The 25,735-nt window shown below is 68.6% G+C and carries 26 protein-coding genes and 1 pseudogene; 6 read left to right on the forward strand and 21 right to left on the reverse strand.

Annotated features, from left to right (window positions below; translation table 11 throughout):
- Positions 1–20: 20 nt before the first annotated feature.
- From AB0F44_RS06695 to pafA, 10 genes are all read right to left on the reverse strand, one after another.
- Complete coding sequence (locus AB0F44_RS06695; RefSeq protein WP_357353828.1) at positions 21–1,127, reverse strand: ferrochelatase; 1,107 nt, start codon at positions 1,125–1,127, stop codon at positions 21–23.
- A gap of 56 nt (positions 1,128–1,183) precedes the next feature.
- Positions 1,184–1,612 carry a PH domain-containing protein gene (locus AB0F44_RS06700; RefSeq protein WP_357353830.1) on the reverse strand — a complete coding sequence of 143 codons (429 nt, stop codon included), beginning with the start codon at positions 1,610–1,612 and terminating at the stop codon, positions 1,184–1,186.
- 66 nt (positions 1,613–1,678) lie between these two features.
- A complete protein-coding gene (locus AB0F44_RS06705; protein ID WP_357353832.1) occupies positions 1,679–4,459 on the reverse strand; it encodes a DEAD/DEAH box helicase in 2,781 nt (926 codons plus the stop codon).
- A 30-nt stretch (positions 4,460–4,489) separates the two neighbouring features.
- Positions 4,490–5,389, reverse strand: a complete 900-nt coding sequence (locus tag AB0F44_RS06710; protein ID WP_357353835.1) for a YegS/Rv2252/BmrU family lipid kinase — start codon at positions 5,387–5,389, stop codon at positions 4,490–4,492.
- Positions 5,390–5,463: 74 nt separating this feature from the next.
- The gene (tatC, locus tag AB0F44_RS06715) at positions 5,464–6,309 is read right to left on the reverse strand and encodes a twin-arginine translocase subunit TatC (RefSeq protein ID WP_357353837.1); all 846 of its coding nucleotides are present in this window, start codon (positions 6,307–6,309) and stop codon (positions 5,464–5,466) included.
- An 8-nt stretch (positions 6,310–6,317) separates the two neighbouring features.
- Positions 6,318–6,611, reverse strand: coding sequence for a twin-arginine translocase TatA/TatE family subunit (gene tatA, locus AB0F44_RS06720; protein ID WP_141804833.1), 294 nt, complete (start codon positions 6,609–6,611; stop codon positions 6,318–6,320).
- A gap of 38 nt (positions 6,612–6,649) precedes the next feature.
- Positions 6,650–7,681 carry a WYL domain-containing protein gene (locus AB0F44_RS06725; protein ID WP_357353839.1) on the reverse strand — a complete coding sequence of 344 codons (1,032 nt, stop codon included), beginning with the start codon at positions 7,679–7,681 and terminating at the stop codon, positions 6,650–6,652.
- Entirely contained in the window at positions 7,678–8,661 is a 984-nt protein-coding gene (locus AB0F44_RS06730; protein WP_357353841.1) for a WYL domain-containing protein, read from the reverse strand. The genes AB0F44_RS06725 and AB0F44_RS06730 overlap by 4 nt, the downstream gene beginning before the upstream one ends.
- 24 nt (positions 8,662–8,685) lie before the next feature.
- Positions 8,686–9,666 carry an FKBP-type peptidyl-prolyl cis-trans isomerase gene (locus tag AB0F44_RS06735; protein ID WP_357353843.1) on the reverse strand — a complete coding sequence of 327 codons (981 nt, stop codon included), beginning with the start codon at positions 9,664–9,666 and terminating at the stop codon, positions 8,686–8,688.
- A 113-nt stretch (positions 9,667–9,779) separates the two neighbouring features.
- The gene (pafA, locus tag AB0F44_RS06740; protein ID WP_350658726.1) at positions 9,780–11,141 is read right to left on the reverse strand and encodes a Pup--protein ligase; all 1,362 of its coding nucleotides are present in this window, start codon (positions 11,139–11,141) and stop codon (positions 9,780–9,782) included.
- 168 nt (positions 11,142–11,309) lie between these two features.
- On the opposite strand from pafA, the gene AB0F44_RS06745 reads away from it, so the two are divergent.
- The 4 genes and pseudogenes from AB0F44_RS06745 (at position 11,310) to AB0F44_RS06760 (ending at position 14,452) form a co-directional block, all read left to right on the forward strand.
- On the forward strand, positions 11,310–12,821 hold the full coding sequence (locus tag AB0F44_RS06745) for a SulP family inorganic anion transporter (RefSeq protein ID WP_357353845.1): 1,512 nt from the start codon (positions 11,310–11,312) through the stop codon (positions 12,819–12,821).
- A gap of 111 nt (positions 12,822–12,932) precedes the next feature.
- On the forward strand, positions 12,933–13,373 hold the full coding sequence (locus AB0F44_RS06750) for a VOC family protein (protein ID WP_357353847.1): 441 nt from the start codon (positions 12,933–12,935) through the stop codon (positions 13,371–13,373).
- Between the two features lie 210 nt (positions 13,374–13,583).
- A pseudogene (locus AB0F44_RS06755) lies at positions 13,584–13,670 on the forward strand (hypothetical protein); the annotation flags it as partial.
- Entirely contained in the window at positions 13,640–14,452 is an 813-nt protein-coding gene (locus AB0F44_RS06760) for a DMT family transporter (protein ID WP_357354176.1), read from the forward strand. The pseudogene AB0F44_RS06755 and the gene AB0F44_RS06760, both read left to right, overlap by 31 nt.
- A 70-nt stretch (positions 14,453–14,522) precedes the next feature.
- Here the strand turns inward: AB0F44_RS06760 and prcA are convergent, their stop codons facing one another.
- The 4 genes from prcA to dop form a co-directional block, all read right to left on the reverse strand.
- Positions 14,523–15,377: a proteasome subunit alpha gene (gene prcA / locus AB0F44_RS06765; RefSeq protein ID WP_357353849.1), complete on the reverse strand. Its 855-nt coding sequence runs from the start codon at positions 15,375–15,377 to the stop codon at positions 14,523–14,525.
- Positions 15,374–16,210, reverse strand: coding sequence for a proteasome subunit beta (prcB, locus tag AB0F44_RS06770; protein WP_357353851.1), 837 nt, complete (start codon positions 16,208–16,210; stop codon positions 15,374–15,376). The genes prcA and prcB overlap by 4 nt, the downstream gene beginning before the upstream one ends.
- Before the next feature lie 3 nt (positions 16,211–16,213).
- Positions 16,214–16,411, reverse strand: coding sequence for a ubiquitin-like protein Pup (locus AB0F44_RS06775; protein ID WP_008356645.1), 198 nt, complete (start codon positions 16,409–16,411; stop codon positions 16,214–16,216).
- Between the two features lie 115 nt (positions 16,412–16,526).
- Complete coding sequence (gene dop / locus AB0F44_RS06780; RefSeq protein WP_357353853.1) at positions 16,527–18,038, reverse strand: depupylase/deamidase Dop; 1,512 nt, start codon at positions 18,036–18,038, stop codon at positions 16,527–16,529.
- 168 nt (positions 18,039–18,206) lie between these two features.
- Between dop and AB0F44_RS06785 the strand changes: the two genes are divergently transcribed.
- The gene (locus AB0F44_RS06785; protein WP_357353855.1) at positions 18,207–18,833 is read left to right on the forward strand and encodes a GNAT family N-acetyltransferase; all 627 of its coding nucleotides are present in this window, start codon (positions 18,207–18,209) and stop codon (positions 18,831–18,833) included.
- 6 nt (positions 18,834–18,839) lie between these two features.
- Positions 18,840–19,463: a class I SAM-dependent methyltransferase gene (locus AB0F44_RS06790; protein ID WP_357353857.1), complete on the forward strand. Its 624-nt coding sequence runs from the start codon at positions 18,840–18,842 to the stop codon at positions 19,461–19,463.
- A gap of 51 nt (positions 19,464–19,514) precedes the next feature.
- Here the strand turns inward: AB0F44_RS06790 and AB0F44_RS06795 are convergent, their stop codons facing one another.
- From AB0F44_RS06795 to AB0F44_RS06825, 7 genes are all read right to left on the reverse strand, one after another.
- Positions 19,515–20,471 (reverse strand): type IV toxin-antitoxin system AbiEi family antitoxin domain-containing protein, encoded by a 957-nt coding sequence (locus tag AB0F44_RS06795; protein ID WP_357353859.1) that lies wholly within the window; start codon positions 20,469–20,471, stop codon positions 19,515–19,517.
- A gap of 241 nt (positions 20,472–20,712) precedes the next feature.
- Positions 20,713–21,054: a hypothetical protein gene (locus AB0F44_RS06800; protein ID WP_357353861.1), complete on the reverse strand. Its 342-nt coding sequence runs from the start codon at positions 21,052–21,054 to the stop codon at positions 20,713–20,715.
- Positions 21,055–21,073: 19 nt separating this feature from the next.
- Positions 21,074–21,226: a hypothetical protein gene (locus tag AB0F44_RS06805; RefSeq protein ID WP_357353863.1), complete on the reverse strand. Its 153-nt coding sequence runs from the start codon at positions 21,224–21,226 to the stop codon at positions 21,074–21,076.
- Positions 21,227–21,326: 100 nt separating this feature from the next.
- Positions 21,327–22,316 carry a zinc-binding dehydrogenase gene (locus AB0F44_RS06810; RefSeq protein ID WP_357353865.1) on the reverse strand — a complete coding sequence of 330 codons (990 nt, stop codon included), beginning with the start codon at positions 22,314–22,316 and terminating at the stop codon, positions 21,327–21,329.
- A complete protein-coding gene (locus tag AB0F44_RS06815) occupies positions 22,313–22,834 on the reverse strand; it encodes a PadR family transcriptional regulator (protein WP_357353867.1) in 522 nt (173 codons plus the stop codon). Before AB0F44_RS06815 ends, AB0F44_RS06810 begins: the two co-directional genes overlap by 4 nt.
- Positions 22,835–22,886: 52 nt before the next feature.
- Positions 22,887–24,071, reverse strand: coding sequence for a thiolase family protein (locus tag AB0F44_RS06820; protein WP_357353869.1), 1,185 nt, complete (start codon positions 24,069–24,071; stop codon positions 22,887–22,889).
- Between the two features lie 23 nt (positions 24,072–24,094).
- Entirely contained in the window at positions 24,095–25,729 is a 1,635-nt protein-coding gene (locus AB0F44_RS06825) for an AMP-binding protein (RefSeq protein WP_357353871.1), read from the reverse strand.
- Positions 25,730–25,735: the final 6 nt, after the last annotated feature.

The following is a 25,735-nucleotide window of genomic DNA, read 5'->3' on the forward strand; positions in this document are numbered from 1 at the left end:
CGACCCTATGCCGGGGCTGATCACTCGGAGTACTGGGGCGAGTCCTCCCCCGAGAGGGTCGGCAGCGGCGAGCGCTGGTTGAAGCAGCAGCCTGCCGGGCAGCGGTCGGGCCCGGGGCCCAGGTCACCCACGGTGGGCCGCTCAGGGGCCCCTCCGCGCTCTGCGGCGGCGCGTTCGAGGAGCAGCTCGCGTACGGCGGCCACGAAGCGCGGGTCCTCCCCCGCGGTCGGGCTGCGGCGGGCGTGGATGCCGAGCTTCTCAGCGGTGGCCATGGCCTCGGTGTCGAGGTCGTAGACGACCTCCATGTGGTCGGAGACGAAGCCGACCGGGCACATCACGACAGCGGAGACGTCCTTGCCCGCCAGGTCCTGGAGGTGGTCGTTCACGTCCGGCTCGAGCCACGGGATGTGCGGCGCGCCGGATCGGCTGCAGTAGACGAGGTCCCACTCGTGGGTGACCCCGCGCCGCTGCGCGACCTGCTCGGCGATCACCTTGGCGACGTCGAGATGCTGGGCGACGTACGCGTTGCCGTCGGGGCCGGCGTTGTCGTTCATCGAGGTCGGGATCGAGTGGGTCACGAAGAGGATCCGCGCACCATCACGCTCGTCCTCGGGCAGGTCCTCGAGAGAGGCGAGCACGCCGTCGACGACGGGTGCCACGAAGCCCGGGTGGTTGTAGTAGCGCCGGAGCTTGTCGAGCACCGGCGTCTGGTCGACCCCGCCGGCGTTGTCGCACGCCTCGAAGAGGTTCTCGCGGTACTGCCGGCACGAGGAGTAGGACGAGTAGGCGCTGGTCGCGAAGACCGCCGCCCGCTTGATCCCGTCGGCCCGCATCTGCGCGACCGTATCGCTCAGGTAGGGGTCCCAGTTGCGGTTGCCCCAGTAGACCGGCAGGTCGATCCCGTTCTCCGCCAGGTCGCTGCGCAGCGCCGCCAGGAAGGCCCGGTTCTGGTCGTTGATCGGCGACTTACCGCCGCGATCGAAGTAGTGCTGCCCCACCTCGACCAGCCGCTCGCGCGGGATCCCCCGGCCCCGGGTCACGTTCTCCAGGAACGGCACCACGTCCTCGGTCTTCTCCGGCCCCCCGAAAGAGACGAACAGCAGGGCATCGTAGGGAGAGACATCCACCCGCCCATCGTATTTCACCGGGCTCACCGACTGCCAACCGAGCCCTCACCTGCGCCTCAGAAAGCAGTGATCCCCGTCTGAAGGCTGGCCGCCAAGTTCACATTGTCGCGCCGGACACGGCCACTGGTACGCGGATGCCAGGCGGACGATGCCAGCACAAGGCTGATCCGGCCCTCGGAATCACGGCATCGCACCCACTGACCGCCGAGGATGACATCGACCTCCGCGATGTCAGCCCACCGAACGGTGCGCCTTCCGAACGGCGCCACCAGATGCAGTCCCTCGGCGGTCCGGCTCAAGCACGCACGATTGCCGAAGAGGAGCGCAGCGCTGATGACAGCCGCCAGAACGATCGCAGCGCCGTACGCAGGTCCGTTGACAGTTCCCCGAATGAGCGCGAACCCGACGCCCCAGATTGCGAGCGCAAGGACCACGGCAGCGGTCCCCGCCGCGATCCAGGTCCTACCGACGTACGCGATCGCCATCTGTCTTCTCTCCACGGCGGAAACCTAGCGACGACGAGACCGACGCGGATCAGATCGGCAGAACTTCTACTCCACCACCGAGGAGTAGGCGACGACGCCGCGCTTGATGAGGTCCATGGTCTGGCGGGCCGTACGACGCAGGGGGACGTCGCCGGCGGCGTCGGCGACCTGGCCGCAGAGGTCGATGAGCTGCTTGACCCAGCGGACGAAGTCGCCGGCGGCGAGCTCGACCTCGCTGAGGACGTCGTCGAGCTCGTCGCCCTCGGCCCAGCGGTAGGCGGCCCAGGCGAAGCCGAGGTCGGGCTGGCGGAGGAAGTCGAGCTTGTGGTCGCGCTCGAGGGCGTCGAGCTGGCCCCACAGCCGCACGGTCTCGGCGATGACGTCCTTGACCCGGCCGCCGGGGAGGCGGGGTGGGGTGGCGTCGTCGGAGCGACGGGCCTCGTAGACCAGCACCGAGAGGGCGGCGGCGAGCTCGGACGGGGTCAGGTCGTCCCACAGCCCCTCGCGGAGCGCCTCGGCGGCGACCAGGTCCATCTCGGAGTAGAGCCGCATCAGGTGGGTGCCGCGCTCGGTGACCGTCTCGCCCTCGAGGTAGTCGAGGGCGACCAGCACATCGCAGACCCGGTCGAAGGTGCGCGCGACGGTGTTCGTACGCGCCTCCACCCGGCGGCGCAGCGTGTCGGTGTCGCGCGAGAGCTTGAACCAGCGCTCCGCCCAGCGGGCGTGGTCCTCGCGGTCGGGGCAGTCGTGGCAGGGATGCATCTTCAGCTCGCGCCGCAGCTCGGAGATCTGGGTCTCCACCGAGCTCTTGCGCTCCTTGCGGGAGGTCGGCGACCCCTCGTAGGGCACCGGACGCAGGTCGAGGGTCTTCTCCCGCAGCCGCGAGGCCATGTCGCGGCGCATCTGCGGGTTGCGGCCGTTGAACGACTTCGGCACCCGCAGCCGGGCCTGGGCGACGATCGGCACGTTGAAGTCCATCATCGCCAGGCGCCGGGCCTGCCGGTCCTGGGTGATCACGTAGGGGCGCGGCCCGTCGGGATCGAAACCCGGGTCGAGGATGACGGCATAGCCGGCGAACTTGCCGGTCGGCACGTCGATCACGTCACCGATCTTCAGCTTCGAGAGCGACTCGATGATCTCCTCGCGCCGGTCGGCACGCCGCTCGCGGGAGGACGACTTCTCGACGTCGGAGATCTTGCGGCGGATCGCGGCGTACTCCATGAAGTCGCCGCGGTCGCACGTCGCGGCCTCCTGGTAGCCCTCGAGCGCGTCCTCCGCCTTGCGCACCTGGCGGGCCAGCCCGACGACCGCCTTGTCAGCCTGGAACTGCGCGAACGACTGCTCCAGCAGCTCGCGCGAGCGCGCCCGGCCGAACTGGTGCACCAGGTTGACCGCCATGTTGTAGGACGGCCTGAAGCTGCTCCGCAGCGGATAGGTACGCGTCGAGGCGAGGCCGGCGAGCTCACGCGGGTTGAGTCCCTGCTGCCAGAGCACGACCCCGTGGCCCTCGACATCGAGGCCACGCCGGCCGGCGCGGCCGACGAGCTGGGTGTACTCCCCCGGCGAGAGGTTGACGTGGGCCTCGCCGTTCCACTTCGAGAGCTTCTCGATGACCACCGTGCGGGCGGGCATGTTGATGCCCAACGCGAGCGTCTCGGTGGCGAAGACGGCCTTCACCAGTCCGCGCAGGAACAGCTCCTCGACGACCTGCTTGAACGCGGGCAGCAGCCCCGCGTGGTGGGCGGCGACGCCGCGGCTGAGGCCGTCGATCCAGTCGTGGTAGCCGAGGACGTGGCGGTCCTCGTCGGGCAGGTCGGCGCAGGCCTCCTCGACGTAGGCGATGATCTCGTCGCGCTCGTCAGGCGTGGTCAGCCGCAGGTTTGCCTGGATGCACTGGCCCACCGCGGCGTCGCAGCCGACCCGGGAGAAGACGAAGTTGATCGCGGGGAGCAGGTTGTCGCGCTGCAGGGCGGTGATGACCTCCACGCGCGACGGGATCCAGACGCGCCGCCCGTTGCCCACGCGCCGGTTTCCGTTGCCCTTGCGCTTGTCCTTGGGCGTACGCCGGTCCGTCATCCGTCCGGCCGCCCAGTCGTCGCGCGCCAGCCTCATCAGCTCGCCGTTGACCGGGGCGCCCTCCTTGACGAACCCGGCCGCCGCGTCGACATCGGAGGAGGCGAACAGATCCATGATCCGCCGGCCGGCCATCACGTGCTGGTAGAGCGGCACCGGCCGCTTCTCCTCGATGATCGTGGACGTCTCACCACGCACCGTGGTGAGCCACTCGCCGAACTCCTCGGCGTTGGAGACGGTGGCGCTCAGCGATACGACCGCGACGGACTCGGGCAGGTGGATGATGACCTCCTCCCAGACCGCGCCGCGGGAGCGGTCGGCGAGGTAGTGGACCTCGTCCATGACCACGAACCCGAGACCCATCAGGGTGTGCGAACCCGCGTAGAGCATGTTGCGCAGCACCTCGGTGGTCATCACCACGACCGGCGCTTCGCCGTTGACGACGTTGTCGCCGGTCAGCAGGCCGACCTGGTCGGGGCCGTAGCGCTTGACCAGGTCGTTGTACTTCTGGTTGGAGAGCGCCTTGATCGGGGTGGTGTAGAACGCCTTGCGACCGGTCGCGAGCGCCAGGTGGATGGCGAACTCACCGACGATCGTCTTGCCAGACCCGGTCGGCGCGGCGACCAGGACGCCCTTGCCTTCCTCGATCTCCTTGCACGCCTCGATCTGGAAGTCGTCGAGCCCGAAGTCGTAGAGCGAGGCAAAGTCCCGGAAGACGGGGTAGTCCTTGTCACGCTTGAAAGCGGCGTACTTCTCCGCTGGCGAGGCGTCCATGGACCCGAGCCTATCGACCGACACCGACAATCACGCGCGCGGCGGCACCAGTACGCCGAGAGCGGACGGGACGCACTCGACGTCGAGCGGCAGCGGCCCGAGGCGCTCCCCGTCGCTGTAGGCGATCACGCCCGGAGCGGAGGCAGTGATCCGGCGGGCGCGGATGCGCTCGAAGGCCGGATGGGTGAGGTGCTTGGCCTGGCGTACGCCAGGAAAGACACGCAGGAACTCCAGCCGCGAGACCGGCTTGATGAGGATGGCGTCCAGCAGGCCGTCGGCGGGGTCGCACTCCGCCGCGATCCGCAGGCCTCCCCCGTACGACTCGGTGTTGGCGATCGCCAGCAGCATCGCCTCCTGCTCGCGGACCGTGATCGCGCCGGTCGCGTCCTCGATCTCGAGGCGGTAGGGCACCGGCTTCCAGTTGCGGATCACCGACAGCGCGGCGAGCGTGTAGCGCAGGTCGCCGTGGGGCCACCTCATCGCGTTGGCCCGCTCGTTGACCGCTGCGTCGAACCCGGCGGCCAGGACGGTCGCGAACCAGGAGTCCCCGCTGCGACCGAGGTCGATGCGACGGGGGTGGTTGCGTATGACCACGTCTGCGGCGGCGAGCGGGTCTCCGGCCGGGATCCCGAGCGCTCGTGCGAAGTCGTTGCCGGTCCCGAGCGGGACGACGCCGAGGCTGACCTCGGTCTCGGCCAGCGCCTGGACGGCGACGTGGACCATGCCGTCACCGCCGAGGGTCACGACCGTGTCGACCCCGTCGGCAGCCGCCTTCCGGGCCAGCTCGAGAGCATGCTCGGCGTCGTCACCGATCAGGTGATCGACCACGGCCCCCGAGGCCGCCAGCCTCGCGGTGACCGCATCGAGGATCTGGTCGGCGTGGCCACGGCCGGCGGTGGGGTTGGCGAGCAGGGCGATCTGACGCGTCACCCGGTGAAGACTAGTGGACCGTGGCCGTCGTCGCGGCGGCGCGCAGCCGTCGCCCGATGGCGACGGCCTCGGTCCTAGATCACCGACGGGACGTCAGGATCCCCGATCATGTCCTTGCGCTTGCTGGCCTTCCGCCTGTCGTGCGCCCGGGCGATGACCTCGGAGATCCCGAAGAGGACGACCATCGGGCCGGCCATGATCGTCATCGTGAACGGGTCACCCGACGGGGTCGCGACGGCGGCGAAGACGAAAGAGCCGACGATGATCCAGGCGCGGTACTTGCCCAGGGCGGCACCGGGCAGGACCCCGATCCGGTTGAGCAGGATCACGAAGACCGGGATCTCGAAGGCGATGCCGAAGACCAGCAGCGTACGGCTCAGGAAGCTGAGGTATTCGCTGAACTCGACGATGTTGGTCAGGCCGTCTGGGACGAAGGCGAACAGGATCTCCAGGCCCTTGGGCAGGGTGACGTAGCCGAGCAGGACACCGAGGAGGAAGAGCGGGCCGGCAACGGCCACGAAGATCCTCGACATCTTCTTCTCGTGGGCGTGCAGGCCGGGCATCAGGAACGCCCAGATCTGGTAGAGCCAGATCGGCGCGGTGCCGATGAACGCGGCCAGACCGCACAGCTTCAGGTAGAGCATGAAGCCGCCCGCGGCGCCGTTGACGGAGCTCAGCGAGGCAGCGCCGCCCTCCTGGTCCATCATCTTGACGGCCTTGAGGTACGGGTCCATGACCAGATCGAAGAGCTGCTCGAAGAAGAACAGCGCGACGACGAACCCGACGACCAGGGCCAGGGACGCCTTGATCACCCGCGCGCGGAGCTCACGCAGGTGGTCGGAGAGAGCCATCCGGCCGTCGTCGCCGATGGGGTGCTTGGGGGTGCCGCGGAAGATCGCGACAACACCGGCGATGGACAAGGTCGGCCTCAGTTGCCGGAGAGGCGCTCGCGCTCGGCCTTGATCTCGGCCTCACGACGCTCGAGCTCGGCGATCCGCTCCTGCTCGGAGGCGGTCAGCTCGGCCGGCTTCTCGGCCTTGTCGCCCTTCTCCTTCTCGTCCTCGTCGCGAAGACCCTTGGTCTCGGTCTTGAAGATACGCAGCGCCTGACCGGTGCCGCGGGCGAGCTCAGGAAGCTTGGCGGCACCGAAGACGAGGATGACGATCGCCAAGATGATGAGCCACTCGGCTCCCTGCGGCATACCGATCAATGGAGTGAACATGAACTACCTCATCTACGTCTAGGGGGAACGCCAGAAGTCTACGCGCCCGTACGGTACAGGCCGAGTGCCTGCCGCGCAGACGCGGCAAACGATTCAGTGAACTCTGTGCTCATTTGCGCCCTACGGGCGTCGTCAGCCACGAGCTCGGCATAGGGAGCCAGCCGGAGCAGGAAGCGGGTGAGCCAGCGCTGGTCGTAGACTCGCAGCCCCACCTCGAGCCCGCCATCGGACAGCTCGACCGGGTCGATCACCGAGTAGTATTCACCGACCCACCGAGCGTCGGGAGCCAGCCGCACCCGGACGACCGTGCCGTAGTCCGTACGCTCCAGCAGCCCGGCCGCGTCCTCGGCGCTCGCGCCGTCCTCTGGGTCGGTGGCCACCGGAGTGTCGAGCACCTGGGCACCCCTGATCCGGTCGAGTCGGAAGCTGCGCGGCGCCTCCGCCGTGTGGCACCAGGCGTCGAGATACTCGATGTCGCGGATCGATACCAGCGCCCGCGGGTCGATGACCCGCGAGGATTCCTCGTCGCGCGCCGGGACCCAGTAGTCGATGCGTACCTGACGGCCCTGGTCGATCGCGGTCGCGATCGCGGCATGGATCTGGACGAGCGAGGTGTCGACCGGCTCCTCGCCGGGGTCGACGCTCGCCGCGGCGCCCTCGGCGGCCGCCTGCTCGAGCTTGGCGAGCGTGCGGTCGACGACCTCCTTGGTCTCCGCGCTCACCGCTCCGCCCCGCAGCGCGCGCAGCGCGACGATCACGGCGGTGGCCTCGATCGGGGTGAGCCGCAGCTGGCGGTCGAGGTAGTCGGCGTTGGAGATCCGGATGACCCGGTCGCCATCGGGCTCGGTCAGCGCGTCGATGTCGACGTCGATCAGGTCGTCGGGATAGCCGCCGGGCAGGCCGCACATGAAGAGCACCTGCAGGTCCTTGACCAGCTGCTTCTCCTCGACGCCGAGGTCCGCGGCCGCCTTGTCGAGGCGTACGTCGTCCTCTTGGGAGTAGAGGTAGGGCACCAGCGTCAGCAGACGCCCGACCTGCCCCTTGGCACCGCTCGCACCCGTCACGCTCATCGTGCGGCTCCGTCCAGGCGCGCCACCAGCTGCTCCAGCCGCGTCGCGACCTCGCGGCGGAGGTCCTCGGGCTCCTCGACATAGGCGTCGGCGCCGTGGCCCAGCACCGCTCCCACCAGGTCGGCGGGCACCCGGGTCAGCACCACGCGGTCCCAGTCGTCGCGGCCATCGGGCCCGGTCACGCCGGACTCGGTGGAGTCGGCCGCCCTGCGAAGGGTGTAGCCGCTCCCCTGCCGCAGCAGCAGGACGGCCTTCCCCGCGGGCGGCGCCGGCGCCAGGGTCCGTGCGATATCGCGTACGTCGACCTCGGCCGGCACCTCGAAGGCATCGAACTCGCCGACCGCCCGAGCCTCCCCCAGGACGCGGGAGAGCCGGAAGATGCGGGTGTCGTCGCGGTCGACGTCATGGCCGACGGCGTACCAGCGGCCCGAGTAGCGCACCACGCCCCACGGCTGCAGACGCCGGTGGGACGGCTCGGCCGCCCGTGACCCGCGGTAGTCGAACTCGACGATCTGCCGGTCCTGGGTCGCGGCCACGAAGACGTCGAAGGAACCCTCCTCCGCGGCCAGCCGCGGCTGCACGATCTCCAGCGCCGAGACGTCGGTCTCGAGTCCGGCGGCGTTGAGCTTGCGTACGGCCTCCGTGGTCGCCTCCGCCATCGAGGCGTTCTCCCAGACCTTGGTGGCCAGGGCGACCACCGCGAGCTCGTCGGCCTCGAGGGTGATCGGCGGCAGCGCGAACTGCTCGGGGCTGACCCGGTAGCCGATCTCGTCCTCGAAGAAGGAGTCGATCACCCCGGTCTCGATCGGGACACCGAGGCTGCGCAGTTCCTCCTTGTCGCGCTCGAACATCTTCTCGAACGCCTCACCGTGGGACGACGGGTAGAGGACCTCGCGGATCCGCTCCTTCGACACGTTGTCACGCTGCACGAGCAGCATGATGAGCAGGTTCATCAACCGCTCGGTCTTACCCGCCGCCACGGTGTTCTCCCCCTAGAGACTCTTCTACTGCGGAGCCGGGGTGGATTCGGCCTTGACGACGTCGATGACGAAGTAGAGCGTGCTGTTGGCCGGGATCCCCGGTGTGCCGCCCTGGCCCGGCTTCTCCTCTGAACCGTAGCCCAGCTCCGGCGGGATCTGCAGCAGAACACGGCTGCCGACCTTGACGCCCTCCAGGCCGTTGGTCCAGCCCGCGACCACCTGGTTGAGGGCGAACGGCACGGCCTCCTTGCTGAAGCTCTCGTCGAACGGCTTCTTGGCGCCGTAGGTCATGCCGAGGTAGTTGGCCGTGACCGTCTGGTCGGTGGTGATCTCCTCGCCGTCGCCCTCGGTGACGATGGCCCGCTTGAGCCCGTCGTCTGCCTTCGGCTTGGCGATGCCGGTGAAGTCGAACCCGGTCGGCTTGCCGTTCTTCTCGACGACCTTCGGGAACTCGGAGGCGTCGACGTCCTTCGGCGTCTTGTCGGCGGCGGGCTTGACCACGTCGACGACGACCAACAGCGTGTCGTGGTTGCCGATGCCCATCTGCGGGTTGCCACCCTCGCCGAGCAGGTCGGCCGAGCCGACGATGGCCTCGATCCGGTCGCCGACCTTGGCGCCCTTCAAGATGGTGCTCCACGGCTTCTCCGCCGGGAGCTCCTCACCCTCGGGAGCCTGGCTCTCGTAGGCCCACTCCTTGTCCAGGGTGGTGGCGTTGCCGATGTAGATCTTGGCGAACACGCCGCGGTCCTTCGGGATCTCCTCACCCTCACCCTCGGTCAGGGTCTTGACCTTGGGGTCCTTGGGGTAGGCGATCGCAGACTTCCACTTCAGCGTGGGCGCCTTGTCGACCGAGGCCGAGACCGTGGCGCCGTCGAAGCCGGAGACGGTCTCGTCGCCGTACCCCGTCTTCTCCTCGCCGCCGCAGGCGACCAGAGCCGGGATGAGCAGGGTGACGGCCAGCGCGCTCAGCGCGTGGCGCAGACGAGGCCGAGGAGCAGTGGGCACAGTGCAAACCTTCGTGACGTGAAATAGAGATAGACGACAGCGGAGCACACCATATCCGCCCGGTGGTTGCCCCGCAGCGAAGCCACCCCACAGTGTTTCCTCGGGCTTGGTCTCTACATCCCGTCGATGAGCCTCTGGACGCGCTCGTCGTACGCCTTGAGCGGGTCCTTGCACAGCACGGTGCGCTGAGCCTGGTCGTTGAGCTTGAGGTGGACCCAGTCGACGGTGAAGTCGCGGCGGCGCTCCTGCGCCTTCTTGATGAACTCGCCACGGAGCCGGGCACGGGTGGTCTGCGGCGGCACCGACTTGGCCTCGAAGATCTTCAGGTCGGTGGTCGCCCGCTTGACCGCGCCCTTCTTCTCCAGCAGGTAGTAGAGGCCGCGGTTGCGGTGGATGTCGTGGTAGGCGAGGTCGAGCTGAGCGACCCGCGCGTGACCCAGCGGAAGACCGTGCTTGGCGCGGTAGCGGTCGATCAGCTTCCACTTGATCACCCAGTCGATCTCGCGGTCGACCAGGGAGAGGTCGTCGGACTCGATCGCCTTCAGGCCGCGCTCCCACAGGTCGAGGGCGGCGATCATGGTCGGGTCGGTGATCTCGCGGCGGTCGACGAACTCGCGCGCCTTGGAGAGGTATTCGTTCTGGATGTCCAGCGCGCTGGCCTCGCGACCGTTGGCCAGCCGCACCTTGCGGCGGCCGGTGAGGTCGTGGGCGATCTCGCGGATGGCGCGGATCGGGTTCTCCATCGTCATGTCCCGCATGACGACGCCCTCCTCGATCATCCGCAGCACCAGGTGGCAGCTCGCGATCTTGAGCATCGTGGTGGTCTCGGACATGTTCGAGTCACCGACGATGACGTGGAGGCGCCGGTACTTCTCGGCGTCCGCGTGCGGCTCGTCGCGGGTGTTGATGATCGGCCGGGACCTCGTCGTCGCCGACGACACGCCCTCCCAGATGTGCTCGGCACGCTGCGAGACCGCGAACCCGGCACCCCGAGGGGTGTGGGTGACCTTGCCGGCGCCGACGATCAGCTGGCGGGTGACCAGGAACGGGATGAGCACGTCGGCGAGCTTGGAGAACTCCCCGGCCCGGCTGACCATGTAGTTCTCGTGGCAGCCGTAGGAGTTGCCGGCCGAGTCGGTGTTGTTCTTGAACAGGTAGATGTCGCCGGCGATGCCCTCGTCGTGGAGCCGCTGCTCGGCGTCGAGGAGCAGCCCCTCGAGGATCCGCTCCCCCGCCTTGTCGTGGGTGACGACCGAGACCACGTCGTCGCACTCGGGCGTGGCGTACTCGGGGTGGGAGCCGACGTCGAGATAGAGCCTCGCGCCGTTCCTGAGGAACACGTTCGAGCTGCGGCCCCAGCTCACGACCTTGCGGAAGAGATAGCGGGCCACCTCGTCCGGGCTCAGCCGCCGCTGGCCGCGGAACGTGCAGGTCACGCCGTACTCGTTCTCGATGCCGAAGATGCGCCTGTCCATACCTGAAACCCTAGACGGTCGACGGTCACTCCGGAGGTGTTCAGAGGTACGACACGGCGGGGCGCGCCGTCCACCGGCACGCGGACCGCGAGCCGGCGCCGGAAGGGTCGAACCTCACATCGCTCACGAAGCCGGTGACGAGTGCGGCCAGCCCTAGGATTGCGGCTCGTGCCCTCACCCCTGCCTTCGTCCTCCGCGAGCAACGAGCCGGGCGTCCTCGCGGCGCTGCGTTCGCCGCGGCTGCTGCGTACGGAGGTCTTGGCGGGCCTCGTCGTCGCGCTCGCGCTGATCCCCGAGGCGATCTCGTTCTCGATCATCGCCGGGGTCGACCCGCGGGTCGGACTGTTCGCGTCCTTCACCATGGCCGTGGCCATCTCGTTCCTGGGCGGACGGCCGGCGATGATCTCGGCGGCCACCGGCGCGGTCGCGCTGGTGATCGCCCCGGTGATGCGGGACCACGGCTACGACTACCTGATCGCGACGGTGCTCCTGGGCGGCCTGATCCAGATCGCGCTGGCGCTGGCCGGGGTGGCCCGGCTGATGCGCTTCCTCCCCCGCTCGGTGATGGTCGGCTTCGTCAACGCGCTCGCGATCCTCGTGCTCGAGGCGCAGATCGTCCACATGGTCGACGTGCCCTGGGGGGTCTACCCGATGATCGCCGTGGGCATCGCCGTCATCGTCGGGTTCCCGCGGATCAACAAGGTGATTCCTGCCCCGCTGGTGGCGATCGTCGCGCTCACCGCCTTCACCGTCATCGGCGCGGTCGACGTGCCGAACGTCGGCGACCAGGGCAAGCTGCCCGACAGCCTGCCGACCTGGTTCCTGCCCGACGTACCTCTCACCCTCGACACGCTGCAGATCATCGCCCCGTATGCCCTCGGGATGGCGCTGGTCGGCCTGCTCGAGTCGCTGCTGACCGCCAAGCTCGTCGACGACATAACCGACACCCACTCCGACAAGACCCGCGAGGCCGGTGCGCAAGGTCTCGCGAACCTGATCACCGGCTTCTTCGGCGGCATGGGCGGCTGCGCGGTGGTCGGTCAGACGATGATCAACGTGAAGGTCTCCGGCGCCCGTACGCGGCTGTCGACCTTCCTCGCCGGCGTCTTCCTGCTCGTCCTGGTCGTCGGGTTCGGCGACACCGTCGCACTGATCCCGATGGCCGCCCTGGTCGCGGTGATGATCATGGTCTCGGTCAGCGCCTTCGACTGGCACTCGGTCCGGCCCGCCACCCTGCGGCGGATGCCGCTCTCGGAGTCGGCGGTGATGCTCACGACCGTCGCGGTCACCGTCGCGACCCGCAACCTCGCGATCGGCGTCATCGTCGGGGTCCTGGTCGCGATGACCCTCTTCGCGCGCCGCGTCGCCCACCTGACCGAGACGCACCGGGAGCTCGTCGAGGGCGCCGACGGCAGCCTGAGGGCCGTCTACCGGGTCACCGGCGAGCTCTTCTTCGCCTCCAGCAACGACCTCTACACCCAGTTCGAGTACGCCGACGACCCCGACGAGATCGTCATCGACCTCTCCGACTCCCACATCTGGGACGCCTCCACGGTCGCGGCGCTCGACGCGATCAGCCACAAGTACGCGACCAAGAACAAGTCCGTACGCATCGTCGGCCTCAACGCGTCCAGCGCCGACCGACACGAGCGGCTGACCGGTCAGCTCACCGGTCACTGACCACGGGACTCGGATTCTTTTGTCGCTGAGCATGTAGAGATCGGCGCGCCGGCCTCGTTCCCTCGTCGAAGGCACCCGCCAAACGACGAGCACAGTACGAGGATGGCATTCATGACACACCTGTTGAAGTTCGACCACATCGGCATCACCGTCGCCGACATCGACCTGGTCACGGAGTTCTTCGTCGGCCTGGGCCTGGAGATCGAGGGACGTACATTCGTCGAGGGCGAGTTCATCGACACGGTCTGCGGGATCCCCGGCGCACGCTGCGAGGTCGTGATGCTGCGCCCGCCGGGCGGCGGAACCACCCTCGAGCTCGCCCGGTTCGTACGTCCCGACCACCTGCCCGGCTCACCCGAGGCGATGGCCAACGTCCTGGGCCTGCGCAACGTCTGCTTCCAGGTCGACGACCTCGACGCGGTCCTCGCGGAGCTGGCGAAGGACGGTTACGGGCTGGTCGGCGGAGTCGGCGTCTACGAGGACATCGTGCGGATGGCGTACGTCCGCGGTCCCGAGGGCATCGTCGTCTCGCTCTCGGACCAGATCGGCTGACACAGGGCATCACACCGAGACAGCGGGATCCCGGCCTCGGGCCTGTGGCACACTTCGGGCCATGACTTCGAAGCATCTCGGCCTGCTTCCGCCGCCGGTCGCCTGACCGGAGCGGCCTCGCCGATCTGCCGCTGAGAGCGCGGATCGGCTCTCTTTTGGCGTGCTCCAGACGCTGCCCATCCGTCTTGTCGAACCTGGAGCACCTCTTCGATGTCCTCTCTCTCCGCCCGTCTCGGGCTCGTTCAGATCTGCCTCGCCGGTGTCCTGTGGGGCACCGGCGGCCTCGTCCTCCAGATCGTCCGCACGATCACGCCGATGTCGGTGCTCACGGTGAGCGCATACCGCATGCTGATCGCCGCAGTCTTACTGCTCGCCGTCCTTGCCCTCGTCGGCCGCCTGCGCGACCTTCGCCTCGACCTCCGCACGGTGGTCGTCGGTGTCGCGACCGGCCTCTACCAAGCGCTCTACTTCGCCTCCGTGGTCGCGGTCGGAGTGACCGTGTCCACCGTCGTCAGCCTCGGGATCGCTCCGGCGATTCTGCTGGCCGGCGAGGCCATCGCGTCACGTCAGCGGCCGACCGGCCGGCAGCTCGTGGTGCTGGCGACGGCGCTGACTGGGCTCGTCCTGGCCTCGGCATACGCCGGCAGCGGGGTCGGCGGCGACCGGCCCGTGACCGGGGTGCTGCTCGCGATCGCGTCCGGATCTGCGTACGCGCTCACCACTGCGGTCGGGCGCCCGCTCGTTCAGCAGCGCAGCCCACTGCTGGTGACCGCCGGCGCCACCGGCGTCGGGGCCTCGCCCTCACTCCCTTGGCGCTGCTCGGCGGCGGACCGCTCGTCTCGCCCTCCGCGACCGTGTGGGCCTGGCTGGTCTACCTGGGCGTGGCGACGATGGCGCTGGCGTACGGCCGGCTCTATGCCGGGCTGCGCACCACGCCCAGCAGCGCCGCCACCGTGGCCAGCCTGATGGAGCCGGTCGCCGCCTCCGTCGCTGCCGCAGCGGTCCTCGGCGAGCGCCTCGCCGCGCCGGCGGTCGCCGGGGTCGTGCTGATCCTCATCGCCGTCGCCGGTCTCGCGTAGATCGGATATGGAGCGAAGCCGGGGAGTCTCAAGCGCACCGGGTGCGCCTGAGACTCCCCGGCTTCTGGTGTCAGTCGAGCGGCGGGGCGATCGGCGGCTCACCGTCGTCGTCGGCCGGCGGAGCCAGCGGCGCCTCACTGACCGGCTTCTCGGCCGGCTTCTCTGCTGGCTTGTCGGCGGGCGGCTCGACGGCGGCAGGCTTGGCTGCCTCGACCTCCGGGGTCGCGACGTCCGAACCGAGAATGTCGACCAGCGTCGCCGGCCGGATCCTGCGGAACTTCCGCGGCTGGGTGCGGTTGCGGTCGAGGACCGCGACCTCGAGGTCCTTGGCGGCAATCTCGCGGTCGTCGGTGTCGGTGTGACCCAGCGCGGCGACCGCCAGCTTGATGGCGTCCTCGAGCGAGGCGCCCTCGGTGTAGCGCTCCTTGAGGTAGCCGCCGACGGCCTCAGCGGCACCGCCGATGGCGGCGAAGCCGTGCTCGTCGACGACCTGGCCGTCGTAGGTGAGCCGGTAGAGCTGGTCGTCCTCGGCGGAGTCACCGATCTCACCGACGAAGAGCTCGACCTCGTAGGGCTTCTCCCCGCCAGAGGAGAAGATCGTGCCGAGGGTCTGGGCGTAGGCGTTGGCCAGGCCACGACCGGTGACGTCGCGCCGGTCGTAGGCGTAGCCGCGCATGTCGGCCAGCCGCACGCCCGCAATGCGGAGGTTCTCGAACTCGTTGTAGCGCCCGACCGCGGCGAAGGCGATCCGGTCGTAGATCTCGCTCACCTTGTGCAGCGCCGCCGAGGGGTTCTCGGAGGCGAACACGATGCCGTCGGCGTACTGCAGCGAGACCAGCGCCCGACCCCGGGAGATGCCCTTGCGCGCGAAGTCCGCGCGGTCGCGCATCAGCTGCTCGGGTGAGACATAAAAAGGAGTGCTCATCGGCCACCCTCCAGCTCGGCGATGGGACCGTCGGGCCGCTGGAGCCTCCCGGTGATGACGGCCTCGGCAACGGCCGCGACGTCGGCGTCGGGCAGCGTGCGCCCACCGTCCGCGGTGATCACGTGGACCAGCGGGAACAGCTTGCGGGACAGATCCGGGCCGCCGGTGGCCGAGTCGTCGTCAGCCGCGTCGTAGAGCGCCTGGATCAGGACCGCGACCAGCGTGGCCTCGTCGAGGTCGGGCCGGTAGAGCTTCTTGAGGGCGCCCTTGGCGAACAGCGAGCCCGAGCCGACGCCGGAGTATCCGGTCTGCTCGTAGCGGCCGCCGGTCGGGTCGTACCCATAGATCTTTCCTTCGCCGGCCTCGGGGTCGAACCCGACGAAGAGCGGCACGACGACCAGGCCCTGCATCGCCATCGGGAGGTTGCCCCGGACGAGCGCGGAGAGCCGGCTGGCCTTGCCCTCGATCGAGAGCGTGGTGCCCTCGATCTTCTCGTAGTGCTCCAGCTCGGTCTGGAAGAGCTTGACCAGCTCGACCGCGAGCCCCGCTGAGCCGGCGATGCCGACGGCGGAGTATTCGTCGGACGGGAAGACCTTGCGCATGTCGCGCTCGGCGATCAGGTTGCCCTGGGTCGCCCGCCGGTCACCGGCGATGATCACGCCACCGGGGAAGGTGGCCGCGACGATCGTGGTGCCGTGCGGGGCGATGTCGTTCAGATTGCCCGGAACGGCGTCGCGTCGCGGGAGCAGCTCCGGGGACTGGGCCGTCAGAAAATCGGCAAAGGACGAGGTGCCCGGCGTCATGTAGGCAGCCGGGATACGGGATTCGGACATCTACTACTGCCCGCCCTTCTGGATGAAGGACTTCACGAAGTCCTCGGCGTTGGTCTCCAGGACGTCGTCGATCTCGTCCAGGATGTCGTCGACGTCGGAGTCAAGCGCTTCCTTGCGCTCATTCACATCGGTCTCGGGCGCGGTCTCGACGGACTCCTCCGTCTCGGAGGACTTCTTCGGCTGCTTCTGCTCCTGTGCCATGTCTTCAACCTATCCACTAGCACCGACAAACCTGAGGAAACAATGCCCGATTTCGCTACGGGAGGAAGCAGAAGTCGAACGTTGGGCCGAGATGTGGCACGAGTCGCGATCGAGCTCAGGAACCGGTCAGCCGGTTGAACAGGTCGACGGCGGTGTCGGAGGAGTCGAGCAGGCCACCCACGTGCTTCTTGGTGCCTCGCAGCGGGTCGATGGTCGGAACCCGCTGCAGCGACTCGCGGCCGGGCAGGTCGAAGATGACCGAGTCCCAGGAGGCCGCGGCGACGTTCTCGGAGTACTTCTCCAGGCAGCGGCCGCGGAAGTAGGCCCGGGTGTCGGTCGGCGGCTCGTGCATCGCCTTCTCCACCAGGTCGTCGGTCAGCAGGCGCTGGATCCGCCCGGCGCGGACGAGGCGCTGGTAGAGGCCCTTCTCGGGGCGGATGTCGGCGTACTGCAGGTCGATCAGGTGGAGCTTGGGGTCGTCCCACTCCAGGCCATCGCGGTCGCGGTAGCCGAGGAGGAGCTTGTACTTGGCGACCCAGTCGAGCTCTGTGGCGCACTCCATCGGGTCGCGCTCGAGGCGGTCGAGCACCGACTCCCAGCGCTCCAGGACGTCCTTGGTCTGGTAGTCCGCGTCGGAGCCGTAGCGCTCCTCGACGAACTTCTTGGCCAGGTCCAGATACTCCATCTGCAGCTGGACACCGGTCAGCTTGCGACCGTCCTTGAGCGTGATCAGCGTCTTCAGCGACGGGTCGTGAGAGACCGCGCGCAGCGCCGAGACCGGACCGTCCACGCTGAGATCGCGCGTGATGTAGCCGTCCTCGATCATGGCGAGCACCAGCGACGTACTCCCGAGCTTGAGGTACGTCGAGATCTCGGCGAGGTTGGCGTCGCCGAGGATCACGTGGAGTCGGCGGTACTTCTCCGGGTCTGCGTGGGGCTCGTCGCGGGTGTTGATGATCGGCCGCTTCAGCGTGGTCTCCAGCCCGACCTCGACCTCGAAGAAGTCGGCGCGCTGGGAGATCTGGAACCCGTGCTTGGGGCGTTCCTGGCCGATCCCGACCCGTCCGGCGCCGGCGAAGACCTGCCGGGAGACGAAGAACGGGGTCAGGTGCTTGACGATGTCGGCGAACGCGGTCGAGCGGCGCATGAGGAAGTTCTCGTGCGCACCGTAGGAGACACCCTTGTTGTCGGTGTTGTTCTTGTAGAGGTGGATCTGCGGGTTGCCCGGCAGCCGCGCGGCGGCGCGGGAGGCATCCAGCATCACCTGCTCGCCGGCCTTGTCCCAGCGCACCGCGTCCAGCGGGTTGGTCACCTCGGGGCAGGAGAACTCCGGGTGGGCGTGGTCGACGTAGAGCCGGGCGCCGTTGGTGAGGATGACGTTGGCCAGCCCCAGATCCTCGTCGGTGAGCTGGCTGGGATCGGCCACCTGACGCGACATGTCGAAGCCGCGCGCGTCGCGCAGCGGTGACTCCTCCTCGAAGTCCCAGCGCGCTCTCCTCGCCTTCAATGTCGAGGATGCGTACGCATTGACGACCTGCGAGGACGCCACCATCGGGTTGGCCTGGGGCTGTCCGGCCACGGAAATTCCGTATTCGACCTCCGTGCCCATCACCCGTCGTACGCTCATGCCTGCAAGGCTACCGGCCACGTGCACGAAGGCACGTGAGCATCCACACGCCACGCTGAGGTTTGCCCGAGGTTGTTCGGCTGGGCGGCACCAGGAGGAGACCGCTAGTGAAACGCGATGTCCCGGGGGTATGTCGTCGGCGGAAGCGGGTCATGGTGAGGTTGGCCCATGGGAACTCCTGAGATCCGGCGGGCCACCGCCGACGACCTCGACGACATCTTCTCGATCTGCCTGCTCACGGGCGCATCGGGCGAGGACGCCACCGAGTTCTACGACGACCCCCGACTGCTGGGCAACATCTACGCCGCTCCCTACATCGTGCTGCGTCTCGGGCTCGGCTTCGTGGCGGTCGACTCCGAGGGCGTGGTGGGCTACGTAGTCGGCACCCCGTTCACCCGTGCCTTCGAGAAGGAGTGCGAGGAGGACTGGTGGCCCGCGCTTCGCGTCGTCAACCCCGATCCGGGACCCGACCACGACCGCGCTGACTGGAACGCCCGGCTCCGCTCCCAGATCCACCGCCCGCCGCGGATGCTCGGCGAGATCCTCAGCGAGTTCCCGGCACACCTGCACATCAACCTGCTCCCCCGCGCCCAGGGCCAAGGCGTCGGCAAGGAGCTGATCGGGATGATGCTCGGCGCCTTCCACGTCGCCGGCGTACGCGGCGCGCACCTCGGCGTCGCCGCCGCCAACACACGCGCGATCGGGTTCTACCGCCGCATCGGCTTCACCACGCTCGTCGAGGGCGAGGATTCGATGCTGCTCGGTGTCCAATGGACCGGAGAGATGGAAGAGTGAGCTTCCATGGGACTCTGGGAAGCGCGGGTGGTGCCACACATCGTGGACCGTACCTGCGGCATCGCGCAGCTCGAGCCGCTGCGCGAGCAGGCCTGTGACGGTCTCCGCGGCCAGGTCGTCGAGATCGGCTTCGGCAGCGGGAGCAACATCGGCCTCTATCCCTCCGAGGTCACCGAGATCATCGCCGTCGAGCCCTCCGACGTCGCCTGGAAGCTCTCGGCCACGCGCCGTTCGGGCTCATCGGTCCCGGTGAGCCGCGTCGGGCTCGACGGCGCCCGCCTCCCGCTCGGCGACGCCTCGGTCGACACGGGGCTGGTCACCTTCTCGCTGTGCACCATCCCCGATGTCGCCGGCGCCCTCGCCGAACTGCGCCGCGTCCTGCGCCCCGGCGGCACCATCGGCTTCGCCGAGCACGGTCTCTCCCCCGACCCCGGCGTCGCCCGCTGGCAGCACCGCCTCGACGGACTCCAGCAACGCCTCTTCGGCGGCTGCCACCTCACCCGCGACATCCCGCGGCTCGTCGAGGCCGCCGGCTTCACCCTCGACCGTCTGGAGCAGTCCTACCTTCCCGGGCCGTCGTTCTCGCGCCCGTGGGGCTATCTCTCTACGGCGCGCGCGGTTCCTTCGTAAAGGTATGCAGGTCAAGCGCCACATCCCCGGCGGAGTTCCGCACGGGATGTGCTACTTCGTCTGCATACCTTTCGACAGGTTCAACGCCCGGCGTACGCGCGCCGCGGTCGCCGCAGCGTTGGCGAAGTCGCTCCAGATCAAGCGGATCATCGAGAAGCCAGTGATCTCGCGCAGCTCGTCCTCACGCCGCTTCTCTGCGAAGACGACATCGCCGGGATCCTGGCCCGGTTTGAGCAGGCGGCCGTACTTGATCCGTCCGTCGAACTCGCCCAATAGTCCGAACTCAGGCCAAGCCCAGTCGGTCACTCCCGCGATCGAACCGTCGGCTCGGCGTACTTTGTATTGAAGTTCCGGTTGCGGTAGACCGAAGGAGCGGAACAGATGCTTTCCGCGCGACTCTCCGATCGAGCCCGACCTTCCGTCCGCGAACGGAACCAGACCTCTTACTCGGTGCATGAACGGCCAGTGCTGCATGATCCCGTACGCCGCCTCCAGGCGGTCTCGATCGAACGTCCCGCTCCGCAGCCCGGCGTCGAGCAGACACCACGCGGCCTCCGTGTCGACGCGAGATGCCGCTTCGAGCACGCATCGCTCCGGAAGCATCGCCTTCATCCGGTCGGCCTCCACCACCTCATGGCCCAGGCTGAAGCCTTCGTGATGGACGACGTCACCTTCGATCCTGCCGGCACCACCGTCGAGACGGGTGACGTGAACCCGGTCGAGCGGAAGGTTCCAGACATCGATGCCGTGGGCAACCACGCCTGAGGCGTGGCTCAGCGCAACAGAGTCGCCGAGCGATCGCATCACCGCCCGAGCCCTGACCTGATGCTGTGCCACCGGATCGAGCTCGAGCCACATGGCGCCTGGCGCGTACGCGCCGCGACGAATGCGGTGCCACTCGCCCGAACGTGCCATACGAGTGATGTCCCGCTTCGCGTATCCCACCTCCAGCGCCATCTGGGTCGTGAAGAAGCCATCTCGCTCGATGAAGTAGTGAAGTGCGTCCATGGCCGCTACCTTCACGCTGCGGCTCGAAGCGGGAAAGCCCAATCCCCCGCCCTGTGGATAACTCCCGATCGAACCGGAGTGTGGACGGCAGGTGGCATGGGCGTACGTCGTGTTCCTTCGTCAAGGCGGTGTCCTGAGCCTGTCGAAGGGTATGCGGGTCAAGGCGCACATTCTCGGCGGAGTTCCGCACGGGATGTGTTCCTTCGGCTGCATACCTTGACGAAGGAACGCCCCAACGCCGTCAGCGCTTACGCGTACGCAGCGCGTGGGCGACGTTGACGCCGACGAGGCCGACCCAGGAGATCACCAGGGCGCCGAGGTTGTCGGTGACGCCGAGGGTGATGCTGATCGGGATACCGGCGACGGCAGAGCCGGCGCCGAGGACGAACTGGAAGATCGAGGTGCGCGACTCGTTGCGCTCGGCAAGGGTGCGGGCGGCGGCAGTGGTGCCGACCCGCTCCTGAACGGTCTTCTCGATGCGGTCGGCGAAGCCGGCTACCAGCTCTGCGTCGAACGCGTCGCCCAACTCATGGCGGGTCTCCAAACCTGCCTCGATGTCCTTGCGCGCCATCTCGTCTGCCACGTCGTTCAACCTTAGAGGATCAGATGCCGGGGTCGATGTCCCCGACGTTGTGCTGAATGTTGATTCGCTCGGCTCGACCGGACAGCACCACGACGAGGGCTATGACAGCGACCACGACGACGACCGCGACGAGCGCCACCGCTCCGGCCAGGATCAGCAGTTCCACTGCCATCTGGCTCCCCCATTCTCACCGGACCGCGAACGCTCAAACACTAGCCCCGCGCGCCGCTCGTCCGCAGCCGAATACACCCCGCTACAGGTTCGACGCCGTTTCAGACGACCGCGACGAGCTTCCCGCTGGTCGTTCCGTCCTCCATCCGCTGGTGAGCCTCGCGGATCCTGTCGAGGTCGTACGTCGTGTCGATCGGCACCACTGCACGACCGGCGGCCACATCGTCGAGGAAGCCCTGGAGTACGTCGGCCGGGAGATCGTCGGCCTCACCGGCGTACGCGGTGAGCCGAACTCCTGTGGGGAGATAGTCGATCGGGTAGAACTCCTCGACGGTCCACACGTTCGAGAGCATCCCGGTGAAACAGACCGTGCCGTGGACGCGGGTGGACCGTAGCGTGTCGGGGAGCGTCGGCGTACCGATCAACTCGATCGCTCCATCGACTCCCTCAGGCAGCAGCCGCCGCACCTGGGCCGCGACGTCGCCGTCATCGACCAGCACGTCATCGACCCCGATCGCCTCGAGCGCCTCGGCCTTGGCCGCACTCCGAGTCGTGGCGAGAACGCGAAGGCCGCTCCGCTTCGCGAGCACCGCTGCAGCCATTCCGACCGACGAGGTGCCGCCTCGGATGAGAAGACTCTGACCCGGCTCGATGTCGACTCCGACGGTCAGGGAGCCGTACGCCGTCTGCAGCATCTCCGGCACGGCCCCCAACGTCGCCCAGTCGAGGTCGGAGTGGAACGGGATGACCTGTGCCGCGGGGACGCAGGTGTACTCGGCGTAGCCGCCGTCGAACGTACGTCCCATCCCACCCATCATCGTCATCACCTGCTGCCCGGGCTCGAACTCACCACCCGGCGCAAGATCCACCACGCCGGTGGCTTCTATGCCCAGCACGCGCGGGTACCTCACGGAGTCCCCGGCGAGCCCAAGTCGGGTGTGCAGCTCCGAGCGGTTGAGCCCGAAGGCCTTGACCCGGATCCGCACCCAGCCCGGTTCGGGCTCCGGGAGGGGCAGGTCCCGGACCTGCAGGGCCTCCACCGGCCCGGGCGCCTCCAGCACGACAGCTCGCATGGTCTCGCTCGAGTTCACGAGTCGATCTCCTCTCTGATCCACGCCCGCTCTGCGGCGCTGGTGGCACGGGCGGTCAGCAGGAGACCGCGTCGGTAGGGGTCGGCGACCTCTTCGGCCCGAACCGGGCGGTCACCGTCGTAGAAGAAGCTCGCCGGCGTCTCCAGGAACGACAGTCGTCGACGCAGGACCTCGTGCTGGTCGGCACGGTCCGGTAGCAGCGACAGGAAGCTGAGGATGACGAAGAACCGGCTCTGGTCGGTGATGTCGTGGCCGTCGGCGCCGCGGATCGCGTCGAGCAGATGAGTCCGGCCTGCGTCAGTGAGGGTGAGTGTGTGTCGGCCGGCCCGACCCCTCCCCGGCTCGGACTGCTTGACCACATGGCTGTTGCGTTCGAGTCGGTCGATCGCGGGATACAGCGTGCCGTCGCTGATTCGGCGGGTGTGGCCGTACAGCTGCTCGATCTTCCGGCGCAGCTCGTAGCCGTGCTGGGGTCCGTCGGCCAAGAAGCCGAGGACCATGACGTCGACGATGCTCACACCGCGGACCATACCTCGATTCGAGGTATTACTCCAGGGTCGCGCCCTCCGATCAGTCGAGGCGACGGAACAACGCGGCGAGGGCCTGACCGCCGCCGATGCACATCGTGACGATGCCGAGCTCACCTCCCGTACGTCGCAGGTGCTTGACCACTCGCAACGACAGGATCGCGCCGGTCGCCCCGACCGGGTGACCGAGTGCGATCGCCCCGCCGTACGGGTTGGTGCGCTCGGGATAGAGCCCCACGTCACGCGAGACCGCGACGGCCTGGGAGGCGAAGGCCTCGTTGAGTTCGACGATGTCGATGTCGGCAGGGGTGAGACCGGTGCGCTCGAAGAGACGGCGCAGAGCGAGCGTCGGGGCGTACCCCATCAGACCCGGCTCCATCGCCGCGGTCGCCACCTGCTCGAGCGCGACCAGTCCGGTCGCGCCCCGGTCACGAGCGGCCGACTCAGTCGCGAGCACGACAGCGGCGGCGCCGTCGTTGATCCCGGAGGCGTTTCCGGCGGTGACCGTACCGCCCTTCGCGAACGCCGGCCGCAGCGCAGCGAGCGCCTCGGGCGTGGTCTGCGGCTTGGGGTGCTCGTCGGTGTCGACGACAGTGATGCCCCGACGTCCCGAGATTTCGACGGGGACGATCTCCTCCGAGAAGGCCGCCTTGGCAGCCCTCTCCGCACACCGCTGTTGGGACCGGAGCGCGAACTCGTCCTGCTCCTCACGTGAGACGCCGTACTTCTCGGCCACGGCTTCCGCGGTCACCCCCATGTGCACACCGCCGAATGGGTCGGTGAGCATCGCGACCGTGCCGTCGACCAGGTCCCGGTCACCGAGCTTGTAGCCGTTGCGGGCGCCGAAGTCGTAGAACGGCATCCGGGTCATCGACTCGTCACCGCCGGCGACGGTGACCTGGAGGTCGTTCCAGCGCATCTCCTGAGCGGCCGACCAGATGGCCTGCAGCCCGCTGCCGCACAGCCGGTTGACGGTGAACGCGGGGACAGACGCGGGCAGACCGGCCTCGATGGCGACCCGACGGGCGTTGTACGCATCGGGCCCGACCTGGCCGATGCAGCCCATCACGACCTCCTCGATGTCCGCAGCGGCCACACCGGAGCGCTGGAGCGCCTCGGTGACCGCCGCCGCGCCGAGCTGGTGGGCCGGCACGTCCTTGAACTGGCCGCCGAAGCTGCCGATCGGGGTGCGGGCCCCGTCGAGCACGACGATGCGTTCCTTGGTCACTGGCTTTCCTCCATCTGACCCGGTCACGGCCGGGTCGTCGGCGCGGCCTCGAGGCGGTCGCGCAGGTCGGTCTTGCGGATCTTCCCGCTCGGCGTACGTGGCATCTCGTCGATGACCTCGAGCCGCTCGGGCAGCTTCTGGGTCGTCAGGCCGAGGCCTCGCAGGTGGGTGGTGAGGGCCGTCAGATCGAGGTCGGCGCTGGGCTCGAGCACGACCCAGGCGCAGACCCGTTCGCCGAGCACGGGGTCGGGAACGGGCGTGACCGCGACGTCGGCGACGCCAGGGACCTCGGCGATCAGGTCCTCGATCTCCCGTGCGCTGAACTTCTCCCCGCCGCGGTTGATGATGTCCTTGATCCGGCCCTGCACCGTCAGCGATCCACCGGCATCGAGGCGTACGAGGTCACCCGTCCGGAACCAGCCGTCGGCGGTGAAGGCTCCGTTGCGCTCGGCATCGACGTACCCCGAGCACAGCTGCGGCCCACGCCACCAAGCCTCACCGATCGAGCCGGACGGCAGGTCCCTCCCGGTGCCGGGATCGACAACCCGCCCCTCGGTCGGGAAGAGCCAGTGCCCCTCGGTGCCCCAGCGCTGGAGCTCCGAGTCCCACGGCGAGCCACAGCTGGCGTTGGGGCACTCGGTGGCGCCGTACATCCGTACGACCGTGCCGAGCCGCCCATGAGCGCGGCGGGCGAGCGCCTCGGGTACGTCCGCACCACCGCACACGATCGTCCGGACGTGGTCCAGACGTACGCCACGGTCCTCCGCGATCTCGGTGAGGGCGGCCAGGAACGGGGTGGCGAAGATGAAGAAGGTCGTCCGGTCGCGTTCGATCACGTCGAACGCCTGCTGCGGATCCCATGCCTCCTGGAGGGTGACCGAGCAGCCGAAGGCGACCGGGAAGAGGACGCTCAGCGAGATGCCGGTGATGTGGCTGACCGGGGATGGGTTGAAGAGGACGTCGTTCTCGTTGAGCCCGAACGCGCGCTGACAGATGTCACCCGAGGCCGCGATCCCCTCGTGCGTGTGGATCGCGCCCTTGGGGTCGGCGGTGGTCCCCGAGGTGTAGATGACGAGCGCGACGTCGCCGTCCCGCCCGGCGCTCGCGAGCGCGGTCTCGACGTCCACCGGCTCGGTACGCAGCGCCTCCTCGAAACGCTCGCCACCCGCCCCGCCACGTACCCATAGGACATGGTCGAGCGCGATGCCTTCACCGATCAGGTCGGCGTAGAGGTCGCGGTAGGAGTATCCGCGGAAATCCTCGGCGACGACAGCGAAGCGGGCGCCGGTCTGGCGCACGATGAAGCCGACCTCGCGCTGCCGCAGGATGCTCGTCATCGGAACCACGACACCGCCGGCCATCAGCACCCCGTGGAACGCCACGATCGCCTCGGTCCAGCTGGGCAGCTGGACGGCGACGGCATCCCCGCGGCGCAGACCGCGCTCGCGCAACCAGCCTGCGAGAGCGGCGGCTCGGTCCCAGAGCTGGCCGAAGGTCAGCTGGGTCGTCGAGTCGCGGACCGCGGTCTTGTCACCGAAGCGATCGGTGCAGCGCCGCAGGTCGTCGGTGACACAGGCCGGGTGCCACATCCCGGCGGCGCGGTAGAAGCGGTCGATCTCGGGTGCGGGTCGCCAGGTCGGCACGATCGTACGAGACATCCGGCC

The organism is Nocardioides sp. NPDC023903 (genome assembly GCF_040639295.1).
In the GTDB taxonomy this organism is placed as follows: domain Bacteria; phylum Actinomycetota; class Actinomycetes; order Propionibacteriales; family Nocardioidaceae; genus Nocardioides.